Raw genomic sequence first — 14,736 nt, 5'->3', positions numbered from 1 at the left:
TCATTTATTTTTTTAAGTTGAGTATCATTTAGCTAACGGATTAGCGGGGTTGCATGCTGCGATAGCCACGCACGAAAAAACCAACGGGACCGGTTTCGTACCAGTGCAAGGTATTGCTTGTATCGGAACGTTCGCCCATTGCCTGTGTTAAGCGATCAAGGAAGATGGCCAGCAGTACCAGACCTGCTCCGCCAACGGTTGCCAGCCCCATATCTAAACGACCGATACCTCGTAATACCATCTGCCCAAGCCCGCCGACCGAAATCATTGAAGCGATAACAACCATTGAGAGTGACAGCATTAGGGTTTGGTTTACGCCAGCCATAATAGTGGGCATGGCTAAGGGAAGCTGAACCTTCACGAGCATCTGTTTGGGTGTGCAACCGAATGCGCGGGCGGCTTCAATCTTATCTTCGGGCACCTGACGGATACCGAGATTAGTAAGACGAACCAGCGGTGGCAGGGCAAAGATGATGGTGACCAATACGCCGGGCACATTACCAATACCAAACAGCATGACGACCGGCACTAGATAAACAAATGCGGGCAGTGTTTGCATAGCGTCGAGCAACGGACGGACGATTCTTTCTACGCGGTCGCTACGGGCTGACAGAATGCCCAGTGGCACGCCGAATACAACACAGAAAAACAGTGAGGTGAGCACCAGTGAGAGGGTGGTCATTGATTCCGACCAGACACCGATTAAACCGAGGCTGAAAAGAGTAACGGCGCAAAATAGCCCCATTTTTTTGCCGGCGAGTTGCCAGCCCAAGAGTGACGATAAGATGATACCGATCAGTGGTGGAATCGATTGTAATATCGCTTCGGAGAACTCTAAGACTTGATCAATTGGCCAGCGGATAGCGCGAAAAAATTCACGAAAATTTTGTACTAAATAGTTAAGAATGCTCTCGACCCAGTCACCCAGCGGGATAGTGAGAAACTGAAAAGGGTCTAGCAGGTTAAATTCTGACATAGTTCTTCCCCGAATTATTGTTATTAAAGAGTGATTAGCTGTGGCTCAGTGTTTGCAGCAGTAAATCTTTGGAGATCACACCACAGAAACTACCGTTGCGAGCGATGACCGGCACCGGATAGCTAGCATTGGCGACTTTTTTGATCACATCTTTGATCATGTCGTCGCTATAAATGGATTGATGCTGCTTGACCTGCCGGGAGAGTAGGGCATCAACACTATCGGAGGCGTCAACCTCGTTAAGCGGCACAACTCCCTGTAACTTGTCCTGGCCATCCAGTAGATAACCAAACTGGCTATTGGCTGGATTAAACGGCTGTACAGCGCCATTGATGCGAATGGTGCAACTGCTTTCTTTACAGGCAATGTCGCCGGCTTTAAGAAACTTACTGACATCGACACCTTTGAAGAAGGTCTCAACATACTCATCAGCGGGGTTGCTCATAATCTCTTTAGGGGTACCGACCTGAATAATTCGGCCGCCTTCCATAATGGCGATACGATCGCCGATACGGATCGCTTCATCGAGATCGTGGGAGATGAAAATAATGGTGCGCTCTTGCTCTTTCTGCAGCCGGATCAGTTCACCTTGCATCTCATAGCGAATCAATGGATCGAGTGCCGAAAAGGCTTCATCCATCAGAAGAATGGTCGGGTCATTTGCCAGCGCGCGTGCTAAGCCTACGCGTTGCTGCATACCGCCGGATAACTGGTGTGGGAAGCTCGAGCCATGTTCACCTAAGCCCACCTGTTCGAGTGCTTCAAGGGCTCTGCGTTCGCGTTCGTGGCGTTCGATACCGGAGATCTCCAGACCGAAAGCGGCATTTTCCATCACGGACATATGTGGCATCAGTGCGAAGGACTGGAACACCATGCTCATCTCTTTACGGCGAACATCCAGCAGGTCGGCATCACCTAGGGCGGTAATATCCTTACCGTTTAACTCAATGGTGCCAGCGGTGGGTTCGATCAGCCGATTGAGCAACCGAACCATGGTTGATTTGCCTGAGCCTGAAAGGCCCATGATGACAAAAATTTCACCCTTCTTAACGGTAAATGACGCATCGAAAACACCGACCGTCTGACCCGTTTTATCAAAAATTTGATCTTTACTTTCGCCGTTACGGAGCATCTGCATTGCCGTATCCGGTTGGTCGCCGAATACTTTATAGACGTTTCTGATAGACAGAATATTTGTGGAGTCTGTCATGCTGCCCTCTATCAATTTTTATGATTGTTATCTTTATGAACTGCGGTGAGCGTCTCCGTCAGTCCTTTAATGGCTGTACCGCCAGATGATCGTCTCGATGATCAATTTTCGGTGCAGCATTTTTCTTATTGTTCTGTTGTTCACCCCATTTAAGTTAAGGGGTTTAAGAAAAATCGTCCAACGACTAATTTTCCGTAAAAACCATAACGTTTGGTTATCAGTGATGATAAAAATGCAGCTTAAAACTGTATTAATAACTAAAAATGGGGGAAAGCAGGGGCGAGAGGGTGAATCAGCTCTATCGTCATATGCAGGGCGTGAGTATGACGAGTGCTGTATTTAGAACTATTTTGAAGGACTGTCTTAAGGACTGTCTTAAGGACTGTATTGAGGGCTATCTTGAAGAGTATAAACAGAAATACCCAGCCTGCAGAAACAGGCTGGGTGGTGGTCAGTTGCGACTTAACTCAACTTGCTTTTCATTGTGTCGCAGTACCAATCAACAAACTGGCATACGCCATTTTCGGCAACTTCAGAGAAGGGGCCAGGGATATAAGAGGGCGAGCTAACACCTCTAAAGGTTTCTTCGACGAGCTGACGGTCCTGATCGTTAGTGGCCAGCCAAACTTTGGTGAGTGTGTCGAGATCATAATCGACACCTTCAACGGCATCTTTCGGTACGATCCATTTGGTGGTGACCAATGTCTCGCCGGAGGATAGCGGCAATATCCTGAAGCTCAGCGCATGGTCGCCCAAAAAGTGATTCCAGGTGGATGGGTAGTTGAAATAGAGCAGTGCGCCGATATCTTCAACATCGGTATTATCTAAACGACCGTTGACCGCAGGCTTGCCGTCCATAGTGTAACTCACCGCTTTGGTGGCCAGTGGAATGCGGGTCATGCGGTATTGGCCCGCTTCATCCATCACTAGACGACTTGGTAAACCCGCTGCTTCGCACTTATCCCAATGAGCGGTCAGTTCTGGATCATCGCTACCGCCAACACCGGCAACCGAGAGGTTTTCGACGAATGAATTTAGCAACTCTGGATGGTTGCTGTCGCAGTGATAACATTCGCGGTTGTTTTCAAATACCAGTTTCCAGTTGCCTTTTTCAAGCAAGTTGGCTTCATGGGCGACTTTACAGTTTTCTAAGTTGTGAGGCGCAATAAAGGGGGAAACATCCTGACGAAACTGCTCGAAATCCGGAGCCTGCTCTGCAACACAGATATAGATGAAGCTGTTGACGATTTCGCAGTGTACCGGCATCAGGCCGTGATCATCATTGTTGAATTTTTCACCCATGTTACCCGCGAATAGAAGTTTACCATCGAGGCCGAACGTCCATTTGTGGTAAGGACAGACTAATTTAGCGGTTTTACCTTTGGCTTCAGAGCAAACGCGCGAACCCCGATGACGACAAGCATTATGAAAGGCGCGCACATTATTTTGATCGTCACGCACAATAACGACGGGGTAATCACCCACCTGAATGGTCAAATACTCGCCAGGCTTTTCGATCTCAAAAGTATGACCGGCAAAAATCCACTCTTTATGCCAGATCTGTTCTAGATCTTGCTGATAGACCTCTTCGTCACGATAGATCTCGCGGGTCAGTGCGTGCCGAGGTTTACGTTGAGTGATGAGCGCCAGAGTTTTGGTTTTGCTAGTCATTACTATGGTTCCTATGACCCTACACTGCGGTAGGTTTTTATTGTTATGGCTTTATCGGCCGCCGAAGTTACACTGGTGCTGCTGTCGTTGACGTTCATGCCGGTGTCGTAAGGCTGAGTGACGAAAGCTGCAGCACGGTTTAAACTGCTGTTAGTAAACTGAAACCTGTTTATATTTTTAATCTCAGTTTATGGCTGGGTGGGAAACCGATAAAGCGACTTTTTATTAAGAGAATTGAATACCTGACGTTATGGTTAAACATGTAGAGCCTGATCAGATTTTGGTGAAGATGCCGTCGTTGCGAGCGGTTAGGTCTTTTGTTGCAGCCGCGAAGTATCAAAACTTCACCCGTGCGGCAGAAGCATTGTGTGTTACTCAGGCGGCAATCAGTCGTCAAATTAGAGAGTTGGAAGCCTCTCTAGGGGTTAGTTTATTTAAACGCGCAGGTCGAGCCGTTGAACTAACCGAAGCGGGCACCATTTTTTATGATGCGGCCTACCTATCGTTCGTTAACATTGCTCAGGCAGCCCAGCGGATTAAAAATAGCGATAAACGTAAACAGGAACTTATTATCTGTTGTTCGCCTGCCTTTTCGGCGTTTTGGTTATCGAGTCGCTTACCCAGTTTTTTTGCGGATCATCCTGAAATTGATGTGAATATTGTCACCACCAATAATTTTTTACAGATGGAGCCGGGTGTTCATCCAGATATCTTTATCAATAAAGTGAGTGACCCCCGCGAAGGCTATCATTCGATCCCCCTGTTTTATGATCTGATCTATCCGGTATGTTCACCTCTGTTTCTGAAACAGAACCCGGATATCGTCACGCTGGATGGTTTGTTAAATACCACTTTACTCAATCTTAGCCCCTATGGCCGTTCGCAGATTGCCGAGCATGTTGATTGGGAAGTCTGGTTGGCTAGTCAAGGGGTGTCCATTGATGCCGATGATGCCGATGGCCGTCGGCATGTATTCAATGCCAATGATTACAATATGCTGATTCAGATGGTGCTCAACCATCAAGGTGTTAGCCTCGGCTGGAATCAGTTAGTGAAACCGATGATCGAGCAGGGCTGGCTGGTACGGGTCGGTGAGTTTGATACGGATTATCGAGAAAAGCTTCATTATTTAACCTACTCCGAAAGTAGAAAGGATAACCCCGCTTTTCGTTCATTCAGAGACTGGTTTTTGGAGGTTATCCAAGCAGAAGAAACCTGGGTGGGTGAGTAAAGTTGCTGAGTTAACACTCAAAATTACTTTTCTATCATCTTTGATAAAAAGCCCCCTAATCGGGGGAAGTCACTTAGATTAGATCGCTGACCAATCGTCTCACAGTAAGCACTGCGCCGAATGGCGATCAGTCAGGATCGAGTGAAGCGAGCTTTAGATATTCATGGCTGCCATTTCACGGGCAATGTATTCAGATTGCCTAATGGCTAACGCGACAATGGTGAGGGTTGGGTTTTCAGTCGCCCCGGTGGTGAACTGACTACCATCGGATATAAAAAGATTATCGATATCGTGGCTCTGTCCCCAGCCATTAACAACCCCATCCTTGGCGTTGAGGCTCATTCTGTTGGTGCCAAGGTTGTGGGTGCTAGGGTATGGAGGCACTCGAATGGTATTGAGCGCACCAATCGATTCATATACTGCGGCCCCTTGCTTGTAAGCATGTTCTCGCATGGCAACATCATTCGGGTGATCGGTCACATGAACATTGGCAACCGGTAGGCCATATTGGTCTTTGACCTCATGGTTTAGGGTAATACGGTTGGTTTCTTGCGGCATATCTTCACCAACGAGCCACATACCGGCCATATTTTCATAGTTGTCCAATTCGCCGGTAAACTCTTTGCCCCAACTACCTGGGTTCAGGAAAGCGGCTAAAAAGGGTAGGCCGAGTGATATGGTTTCCATTTCATAGCCTGCGACAAAACCCCGTTTTGGGTTATGTTCGGATTCATCCTGAATAATACCTGCCATGGTGGTGCCGCGATGCATATTGACGGGTTTCTCAAATACGCCATAAACGGAGCCGGTCACATGGCGCATATAGTTTCTGCCTACCTGACCTGAGCTGTTAGCCAGTCCATCTGGAAATAATGCGCTGGCGGAATTGAGTAATAGGCGTGGGCTTTCAATTGAGTTACCGGCCACGCAGACAACGCGAGCCTTCTGGTTGTGTTGCTGACCGTTAGCATCGACGTAAATCACGCCGTCGACTTTACCCGCCTTGTCATGGGTTATTTTTAATACATGCGCTTCGGCTCGCAGTTCAAAATGGCCGGTAGCCTGTGCTTTAGGAATCTCGGTATAAAGCGTTGACCACTTCGCGCCCATTCTGCAACCTTGAAAACAAAACCCTAGCTGGCGGCATGATGCTCGGCCATCCCGGGGCTGTGAGTTGATGGCCATACGTCCGGTGTGAACTTCTTTGTAGCCAAGCTGTTTTGCGCCGGCTTCCATCACCTTATAGTTATTGTTGCCGGGTAGTGCAGGAATGCCGTTGGTTTGCGTGACGCCCATTTTATCTTCGGCCATATCATAATAAGGCTCTAGATCTTGAAGCGTAATAGGCCAATCTAATAGGTTAGCGCCCTCAACATGGCCATAGGTGCTAAGACCTTTAAATTCGTGTTCTTGAAACCTCAAGCTGGCGCCTGCCCAGTGCAACGTCGAACCGCCGACGGTTTTACAGATCCAAGCGGGTAGGTTAGGAAAGTCTTTAGCCACTCGCCATTCGCCGGACGCGGTGCGTTTGTCCAGCCATGCTTCTTTGGAAAACATTTCCCACTCTTTGTTGACGAAATCAGTTTTAAAATCGAGGTGCTTACCTGCTTCGAGACAGACGACGTTAATGCCTTTCTGTGCTAATTCATTACTGAGTGTACCGCCACCTGCACCGGAGCCGATGACAACCACAACACTGTTATCGTTTAGATCAAATTTTTTCATTGTTATTATCCTCAATCTTTTTAGTGGTTTGGCAGCCAGTCGATATCATCGAAACCACGTTCTAGATAACCACCGTAGGGAAAGGATGGGCCTTCATAACCGAATAGGCTCCAGATCTTGTCATTGTTATACAGTGCCACCACGATGTGACTACGTACCTGATCAAAGAAAGGGCTACCCTCGATCTGCTTTACGACAATCAGTTGCTGCTCGGCAGACAGGGCTAAGAAATTGTGTTGGCTGTGTGAATTGAGGGTTTTAACGCCTTCGTTAAGCAATTTCAGCAATGCAGGGTCGTTTTTGGCTTTCGCATCCAGACTTTCAACGCAAGCGTCATAGTAGACATCAGTCAGTTGGCTGTGAGGGTATAGCGTTCGACAGAAAGCCGAGAGGCTCTTGCCCGTTGTATTATCGATGGTTGTTAGCGTCATTGCCCACGCACTAGGACTAATGCTGATACCTGATAGGGCGAGCGCAACCGCACTTGCCGCGGTAATGGTGCCTTTTTTTAAGAAGCTTCTACGGCTCAAGCTTTGCTTTTTCATACTCAACTCCGGATTTTTATTGTTGTGGTCTTTCGGAATGGTGTAACGGGTCTCTATTGATAGCGGCCATGTTTTTCTAAAAACTCGATTTTGTAACCGTCTGGATCGGTGACAAAAAAGAAACGCGCTAATAATTGATTGTCACGGTGAAACTCTTTTACCTCAGCAGGTTGATAGCCTAGTTTTGTGAGCTTCTCTTGCGAGGCGGCGGCACTGTCAACACAAACGGCGAGGTGGCCGTAGCCGGAGCCATGGGAATAGGGTTCGGTTTGGTTGTGGTTATGGGTGAGTTCTAATTCGAAATCGTTTTCGTCGTTACGCAGATACACCAGTGTGAAATCGTCAAAATCGAGACGTTCTGCGATATTCAGGTCTAGCGCCTGTTGGTAAAAAGAGAGTGAGCGATCTAAGTCGAACACTCGGATCATTGAGTGGATAGCTTTTGCCATGGCGGAATAAACCTCATCTGATTGATACAGTAGAGGTTAATTCTTTCCGCGCTCGCTTGGTGGTACTGGAGTACCACAGGGAAGGTTAGCAAGAAAAAAAGATGGTTTAGCTCGCTACCGACAGTTGCTCATGGGCGGTTGTCATGACTTCGTCGGGTTGTTCTAGGTAGAGGGCGCAGGCACAACGTAACAATGAAGCGAAATTAGGGACATCGCCATTAATAACCAGTGCTTCATCATAAATCTTGGAGAGAAACTGCGGTGTACTCATGACCTGCTCAGCGGCGACCCCATCGAGAATATTCCAGAATTTAGCTTCCAACTTAACGCTTGTCGAGTGGCCAGCTAGACGGAGTGAGCGGGATATGAATTTATAATTCTCAGGGTTCTGACCAGCAAATATATGGCACATGGTGAGGTCTCTTTTTATTTTTAGAATATTTATTGAGCAACAGTATAGGTATTGGGAGGCTGTGTTTCCAGAGAAGTTATCGGCGACCTAGCGCTTTTTTTCGTTCTCCGTGGTGCCATTAGTCAGCTGATTTATCATTTATTTTCATAACCTAAAGTTATGAATAGCGCGCAAAAAAGGTTGATTGCGGAGATATCGGCCCTGTCGTTACCATTTTAGTAAGTTCGGATAGCCCATTCAGTAAGAAGAATCCGGTCATATAACAATGATAACGAAGGTAAATGAAATGTATTTTGCAGGGATCTATACGCCAGTTGTTACGCCGTTTAAAGCAGATTATACGGTTGATTATGATGCTTATGCTATACATGTACAGTATCTGCTTGATTCAGGTGTTCAGGGCCTGATGATTGGTGGTACCACGGGTGAATACTATGTTGAGAGCCATGCGGAAAGGGTCGAGTTGCTGAAGATAGCGCGCCAGATCTGCGGAGATCAGCTACAAATTATTTTTGGTACCGGCTCTCTTAATCCTCTTGAGTCGACCAAATTAGCCGAAGATGGCGCTAAGTATCAGGCCGATGTGATTCTTATCTCTACGCCGCCTTACTCTTTGCCAACTCAGAAAGAGCTGGCTGAACATGCATTGACCATTGACCGGGCCGCTAACCTACCTGCGATGCTTTATAACTACCCAGATCGCATGGGTGTGAATATGGAAGCTGAGTTTTTCGATCGCATCGCCGACTGCAGCAATATTTGCAGCATTAAAGAGAGCTCAGGCGACATCAACCGTCTGCATATGCTGATCAATGACTATCCAAACATTCAGGTTGCCTGTGGTATGGATGATCAGGCGCTGGAGTTCTTCGCTTGGGGCGCTAAAAGCTGGGTGTGTGCCGGATCTAACTTCTTGCCGCAGGAACATAAGGCTCTCTATCAAGCCTGTGTTGTCGATAATGACTTTGCCAAAGGCCGTCGCATTATGGCTGAGATGATGCCGTTGATGCATGTGTTGGAACAGGGTGGCAAGTTTATCCAGAGCGTTAAGTATGGTGTCACACTGGACGGTCGTGTTGGCGGGGAAGTGCGTAAGCCGCTGCTGGGGCTAGATGATGCAGAGAAAGAGGCGATGGCTCAGGTTGTCGCTCAACTAAAAGAGAATATTGCCAACATTGTAGCGGAGGGTTAAGCGATGGCTGATTTACTGACACATGATGAATATAAAGCGATTGCGGCTCAGCTGACGCCGCCGTCTATGAGTTTTATTAATGGTAGCTTACGGCCAGCCAGTGATGGCGGCACCATTGCGGTGACCAATCCAGCGACCGGCGAGCGGATTACCGAGATTGCCGCCTGCACCACTGAGGATGTTGATTATGCGGTCGCAAGTGCGCGTGCTGCGTTTGAAAGTGGCTGCTGGAGCAAAATGCATCCGTCTGAACGTAAAGGCATATTGATTAAGCTAACTCAGTTGATCGAACAGCACGGTGATGAACTGGCGGTGTTGGAATCGATCGATTCGGGTAAGCCCATCTCTGATTGCGTCACCATCGATATTCCTGAAGTGGTGCATACCATTAGCTGGCATGCGGAATTGATCGATAAAATCTATGATCAGACGGCCCCTGTTGGCTCTGGTGCGATGGCGATGGTGGTGCGTGAGCCGGTCGGTGTGGTCGGTGCGGTGTTGCCGTGGAACTTCCCCATTTTGATGCTCGCTTGGAAAATGGCCCCTTCACTGGCGGCGGGCTGTTCAGTGGTGTTGAAGCCTGCTGCGCAGACCTCATTGACAGCCATTCGGGTGGCTGAATTGGCGGCCGAAGCGGGCGTGCCTGCGGGGGTGTTCAATGTGGTGACGGGCTCGGGTCGTGTCGTAGGCGAGGCGATTGGCCGTCATATGGATGTTGATATGGTGACCTTTACGGGTTCTACCGTCACTGGACGCCGTTTCCTTAACTATTCTGCTGACTCTAATATCAAAGAAGTCGTTCTGGAATTGGGCGGTAAAAACCCCTGTGTAGTGCTCGATGATGCGGAAGATCTAGATACCGTTGCCGAGCAAGTGGTTGCTGCGGCTTTCTGGAACATGGGTGAAAACTGCTCTGCGGGCTCTCGCTTGATTGTGCAGGAAGGGGTTAAAGAGGCACTGCTGGCGAAAATTGTAGAACATGCCAAAGAGTGGAAAACGGGTGATCCCCTCGATCCTAGCAATCAATTAGGTGCGCTGGTCGATAAAGGTCATTTCGATAAGGTCACCGAATATTTCGATATCGCAAAACAAGACGGGCACCGGCTGATCATGGGTGGCGAGTCGGTTGATGGTTGCTATGTTCTGCCGACGATCTACGACGATGTTAAAAACAGTGATCGTTTAGCCACAGAAGAGATTTTTGGCCCTGTGCTTTCGGTCATCACGGTGAGCAGTTATGAAGAAGCGATCGCCGTTGCCAATGATACTGAATATGGTCTGGCCGCTTCTGTCTTCACGGCGAATGCGCGTAAGTCTATGCGTGCCGCTCAGGCACTTAGGGCGGGTACGGTCACGGTTAACTGCTTTGGTGAAGGTGATATCACCACGCCATTCGGTGGCTACAAACAATCCGGTTTTGGTGGCCGTGATAACTCCATTCATGCCCATGATCAGTTTACGCAGTTGAAAACAATCTGGGTCGATCTAGGTGATGAAGCGTAGACCGTTGCGCTGACTGACAGCTAAAGCACCTTATATTCAGGTAAAAAATTCAGGGCGAACCGCTGTGAAGGGGTTCGCTCATGGGAGGCGCTTGCCTGATGATAGGGGCGGAAAAAGTTATGAAGAACACGATAAATGTAAAACGATTGCCGAAAGACCCAGGTCCCGCTGCGTGGAATCGTATTCTGCCATCATCCGCCGGTTATCCGACGCTGAAGGATGATATTCATGCGGATTGGGTGGTGATCGGTGGCGGGTTTGCCGGATTGGCGGCGGCACGTCGCCTCAGTCAGTTAGTGGGTGATGAATCCATAGTGGTACTGGAAGCCAGCCGGATAGCCGATGGCCCTGCCGGTCGTAACAGTGGTTTTATGATTGATCTGCCCCATGAGCTAAATTCGGATACTTATGCTGGCACTCAGCATCAGGATCAACAACAGATTCGTCTTAATCGTGCCGCGATTGAATTTGCCCGTGAAACGGCAGAAGCCTACGGCATGGGGCGTCAGGTATTCGATCCTTGCGGAAAAATGACCGCCGCAGGCACCGCCAAAGGTATGGCGCATATCGAAAGTTATCGCGGCCACTTGGATGCTCTGGGCGAAGCCTATGAACTAAAAAGTGCCGCCGATATGAAAGATTGGACCGGTAGCGATTTTTATCAACAGGGATTATTCACCCCTGGGGCGGTGATGATTCAGCCAGCCGCCTTTGTGCGACAAGCGGCGAGAGGCATGAGTGAGCGGGTATCTATCTATGAGAATAGCCCGGTAACGTCGATGCAGTTTGGGGCGGAGCACCGTTTAATCACACCGGGCGGAAGTGTACGTGCCAAGCGGGTGATTCTGGCGGTCAATGGACATATTCAATCCTTTGGCTTTTTCCCTGGCCGGTTGTTGCATGTGTTTACCTATGCATCGATGACTCGGGCGCTGAGTCCGCAGGAAGTCACCCGTTTGGGGGGCGTGGAAGACTGGGGGATTTTACCTGCCGATCCGATGGGCACCACTGTTCGGCGCAGCTCAGATTACCGAGGCAGTGGCAACCGGATAGTGATCCGTAACCATGCAACCCTGAATCAGTCGATTGAAGTCAGTCCTAACAATATGAAGCGGGCAGCGGGCTTACAGGATCGCTCCTTTGCTAATCGTTTTCCCATGCTTGAAGGGGTGGAGATGGAGTATCGCTGGGGTGGACGACTCTGTTTGTCATTGAACTCCATGCCCGCGTTTGGCGAGATTGAAGAGCGGGTCTGGTCGGCTTGCTGTCAGAACGGGCTCGGTACTGTTAAAGGCACATTGTCAGGCATGATGGCAGCGGAGATGGCGGTATTAGGCCGTTCAGATCTGTTAACCGATTATCTTGATCATCAACAGCCTAAACGTTTACCCCCTGAACCTTTTTTATCGTTAGGGGCTAATGTGACCATGCGCTGGAAAGAGTGGATGGCCGGTACTGAACTCTGAAGGGATATCCCGAACAGCGTTTAAATAATAATGATAAACACCAGCCAATAACTGGATGGGAGAAACCGATGAGTGAATTTAATACCAGTGATTTTATGAACCCAATGATGACTCAGACCTGGTCTAACGGTCGTCATCTGGTGCGTTGCGTTAAAGTGATTGCTGAAACCCATGACGTCACAACTTTTACCTTTGGTATGAATCAGCCGGTATTGTTTTTCTTTAAACCCGGTCAGTTTGTGACCCTAGAGCTGGAGATCGATGGCGAGCGTTTAATGCGTTCTTATACCATATCGAGTTCGCCATCGATCCCTTACAGTTTTTCGATTACGGTTAAAAAAGTACCGGGCGGTACCGTATCGAATTGGTTACATGAAAACATGAAATCAGGTGATCAGGTCGCGATTCACGGCCCAGTTGGGCAATTTAACAGTATGGATTTCCCTGCCGATAAAGTGTTACTACTTTCCGGCGGTGTGGGGATTACGCCGGTGATGTCGATGGCACGCTGGTGGTTTGATACGGATTCTGAAGTCGATATGGTGTTCGCCCATAGCGCCCGAACACCAAAAGATATTATCTATGCCCGTGAGTTGGAATATATGAGCACACGGGTGGAAAACTTCCGTTTACATCTCATCAGTGCCCATACAGAAATAGGCCAAGCGTGGGGAGGGTATCGAGGTCATCTTAATCTACCGATGCTGAACTTGATTGCGCCTGATTTTCAGCAACGGGAGGTTTTTTGCTGTGGCCCTGAAGCTTACATGGCGGCGGTTAAAGCGATGTTGCAGGAGGCCGGTTTCGACATGGATCATTACCATGAAGAATCCTTTGGTGCGACCCCTGTTAAGGATGTCAAACGGGCCGAAAAACATGCTGATGAAGCTGAAGTTGAGGCGTTGGAGCCTAAAGACCTCGTTGAAGTGTGTTTTACCGATGCGGGCAAATCGACCTCCGTTGCTATTGGGGTCAATCTGAATGAAGCGGCAGCCGAGGCGGGTGTTAATATCGCTAAGGCTTGTGGTGTTGGTATCTGTGGTGCTTGCCGAGTGAGAGTGATCTCCGGCGAATATGATATGCAACAGAATGGTGGCATTACGGACGAGGAAATTGCTCAGGGATATGTCTTGTCTTGCTGTACTCAAGTACAGAGTAATATGGAAATTGATTACTAATTTCGTCATCTAGTGTAATAATCGCTACTTCAATACAGGGCTTCGGCCCTGTTTTTGTTTTAAGGTTTTTGCTTTAAGGGATTAGGTGTGAAGAACGATCGTAAACAGTTTTGGTTGGGCGTGCGGGATCTGATGCCATTGATGTCAGGGGTGCTGCCGTTTGGTTTGATTACCGGTGCTACTGGGATGTCATTAGGTATGGATCCAGGGATGGTGGTGGGAATGACGGCGCTATTCTTTGCGGGATCTGCGCAGTTGGCGGCCTATTCGTTGATTCAGGATAACGCTCCGTTCGTGATTATTGTTGCCACTACGATGGTGATTAATCTGCGGTTTGCGATTTATAGCGCTTCCTTTGCCCCGATACTGGGGCCATTGCCTAAACGCTATCGTTTTTCGTTAGCCTATATCTTATCGGATCAGGTCTATGGGCTTTGCTCAATGCCGGTGCAGATGGCTAAGAATCGCTCGGAACGGATTTGGTATTTAGCCGGGGTGGCATTAGCGCTCTACGTTACTTGGATGATATCGGTGATACTGGGGATCGTATTAGGCGCGGGGATTCCTGCCCATTGGTCGCTAGAATTTACTATTCCCTTGGCTTTTCTGGCGATGTTAGTGACTACGATAACGAGTCGTCTGCTATTGATGGTGGCCGTGATTTCCGGCTGCTGTGCTATCGCTTTTCAGCTGTTGCCTTTTAATAGCGGCTTTATTGTTGCCGTGGCGGCAGGCGTGTTAGGGGGTTGGCTGTTGCCGGGTTGGCTGTTGCCGGGTTGGTTGAAAATGAGGGGAGCCTCCCATGAGTGATAACCTGCAACTCTGGTTACTGTTTGTGGCCGTTGGCTTGGGTACCTTTTTGATCCGGCTCTCTTTTATTCAATTTCATGGTAGTGCGGAGGCGTTGATCGCCCGCAGTAAGCATATTTTAACGTTGTTACCTCCGGCGATTTTAGCGGCGCTCTGTATTCCGGCGATTGTTTTTACCCGTCCCCTAACGGCGTATCAGCCGGACTATTTTCAATGGATCGCTGCCCTTATTGCAATCTTAATTGCTCGCTTTAGCCGCAGTGTTTTTTGGCCCGTTGCGGGTGGCATGATCTGCCTGTGGTTGCTGCGATATCTGAGCAGTTAGCGCCGCTAGTCGTTAGCGTGGGTGTGAGTGGAATGATTTTAAC

General features: G+C 48.7%; 14 protein-coding genes. 7 read left to right on the top strand and 7 right to left on the bottom strand.

Annotated features, from left to right (window positions below; translation table 11 throughout):
* Window positions 1–40: 40 nt before the first annotated feature.
* The 3 genes from proW to ACN0T0_RS05910 all read right to left on the bottom strand — a co-directional run bounded on the left by proW (window position 41) and on the right by ACN0T0_RS05910 (window position 3,857).
* Window positions 41–976, bottom strand: coding sequence for a glycine betaine/L-proline ABC transporter permease ProW (proW, locus tag ACN0T0_RS05920; RefSeq protein ID WP_417224192.1), 936 nt, complete (start codon window positions 974–976; stop codon window positions 41–43).
* Window positions 977–1,010: 34 nt separating this feature from the next.
* Window positions 1,011–2,186 (bottom strand): glycine betaine/L-proline ABC transporter ATP-binding protein ProV, encoded by a 1,176-nt coding sequence (proV, locus tag ACN0T0_RS05915; protein WP_417224190.1) that lies wholly within the window; start codon window positions 2,184–2,186, stop codon window positions 1,011–1,013.
* A 462-nt stretch (window positions 2,187–2,648) separates the two neighbouring features.
* Window positions 2,649–3,857 (bottom strand): aromatic ring-hydroxylating oxygenase subunit alpha, encoded by a 1,209-nt coding sequence (locus ACN0T0_RS05910; RefSeq protein ID WP_417224188.1) that lies wholly within the window; start codon window positions 3,855–3,857, stop codon window positions 2,649–2,651.
* Window positions 3,858–4,107: 250 nt separating this feature from the next.
* Between ACN0T0_RS05910 and ACN0T0_RS05905 the strand changes: the two genes are divergently transcribed.
* The gene (locus ACN0T0_RS05905) at window positions 4,108–5,088 is read left to right on the top strand and encodes a LysR family transcriptional regulator (protein WP_417224186.1); all 981 of its coding nucleotides are present in this window, start codon (window positions 4,108–4,110) and stop codon (window positions 5,086–5,088) included.
* 153 nt (window positions 5,089–5,241) lie between these two features.
* On the opposite strand, the gene ACN0T0_RS05900 is transcribed toward ACN0T0_RS05905, so the two are convergent.
* The 4 genes from ACN0T0_RS05900 to ACN0T0_RS05885 form a co-directional block, all read right to left on the bottom strand.
* Complete coding sequence (locus tag ACN0T0_RS05900) at window positions 5,242–6,813, bottom strand: GMC family oxidoreductase (protein WP_417224185.1); 1,572 nt, start codon at window positions 6,811–6,813, stop codon at window positions 5,242–5,244.
* A 20-nt stretch (window positions 6,814–6,833) separates the two neighbouring features.
* On the bottom strand, window positions 6,834–7,358 hold the full coding sequence (locus tag ACN0T0_RS05895; RefSeq protein WP_417224183.1) for a twin-arginine translocation signal domain-containing protein: 525 nt from the start codon (window positions 7,356–7,358) through the stop codon (window positions 6,834–6,836).
* A gap of 53 nt (window positions 7,359–7,411) precedes the next feature.
* Window positions 7,412–7,807, bottom strand: a complete 396-nt coding sequence (locus ACN0T0_RS05890; protein ID WP_417224182.1) for a VOC family protein — start codon at window positions 7,805–7,807, stop codon at window positions 7,412–7,414.
* A gap of 106 nt (window positions 7,808–7,913) precedes the next feature.
* Complete coding sequence (locus tag ACN0T0_RS05885) at window positions 7,914–8,219, bottom strand: ribbon-helix-helix domain-containing protein (RefSeq protein ID WP_417224180.1); 306 nt, start codon at window positions 8,217–8,219, stop codon at window positions 7,914–7,916.
* 286 nt (window positions 8,220–8,505) lie between these two features.
* On the opposite strand from ACN0T0_RS05885, the gene ACN0T0_RS05880 reads away from it, so the two are divergent.
* The 6 genes from ACN0T0_RS05880 to ACN0T0_RS05855 all read left to right on the top strand — a co-directional run bounded on the left by ACN0T0_RS05880 (window position 8,506) and on the right by ACN0T0_RS05855 (window position 14,693).
* The gene (locus ACN0T0_RS05880) at window positions 8,506–9,411 is read left to right on the top strand and encodes a dihydrodipicolinate synthase family protein (protein WP_417224178.1); all 906 of its coding nucleotides are present in this window, start codon (window positions 8,506–8,508) and stop codon (window positions 9,409–9,411) included.
* Window positions 9,412–9,414: 3 nt separating this feature from the next.
* Window positions 9,415–10,914 carry an aldehyde dehydrogenase gene (locus ACN0T0_RS05875; protein WP_417224176.1) on the top strand — a complete coding sequence of 500 codons (1,500 nt, stop codon included), beginning with the start codon at window positions 9,415–9,417 and terminating at the stop codon, window positions 10,912–10,914.
* Window positions 10,915–11,033: 119 nt separating this feature from the next.
* Window positions 11,034–12,380: an NAD(P)/FAD-dependent oxidoreductase gene (locus ACN0T0_RS05870; protein WP_417224174.1), complete on the top strand. Its 1,347-nt coding sequence runs from the start codon at window positions 11,034–11,036 to the stop codon at window positions 12,378–12,380.
* Between the two features lie 68 nt (window positions 12,381–12,448).
* Window positions 12,449–13,558, top strand: a complete 1,110-nt coding sequence (locus tag ACN0T0_RS05865; RefSeq protein WP_417224173.1) for an FAD-binding oxidoreductase — start codon at window positions 12,449–12,451, stop codon at window positions 13,556–13,558.
* 87 nt (window positions 13,559–13,645) lie between these two features.
* The gene (locus tag ACN0T0_RS05860) at window positions 13,646–14,368 is read left to right on the top strand and encodes an AzlC family ABC transporter permease (RefSeq protein ID WP_417224171.1); all 723 of its coding nucleotides are present in this window, start codon (window positions 13,646–13,648) and stop codon (window positions 14,366–14,368) included.
* Window positions 14,361–14,693 carry an AzlD domain-containing protein gene (locus ACN0T0_RS05855; RefSeq protein WP_417224170.1) on the top strand — a complete coding sequence of 111 codons (333 nt, stop codon included), beginning with the start codon at window positions 14,361–14,363 and terminating at the stop codon, window positions 14,691–14,693. Before ACN0T0_RS05860 ends, ACN0T0_RS05855 begins: the two co-directional genes overlap by 8 nt.
* The last annotated feature ends 43 nt before the right edge of the window (window positions 14,694–14,736 follow it).

The sequence above is a fragment of the Amphritea sp. genome (assembly GCF_048266285.1).
In the GTDB taxonomy this organism is placed as follows: domain Bacteria; phylum Pseudomonadota; class Gammaproteobacteria; order Pseudomonadales; family Balneatricaceae; genus Amphritea.
Note: the sequence above shows the minus strand (reverse complement) of the source record. Positions and strands in the feature narration are given on the sequence as shown.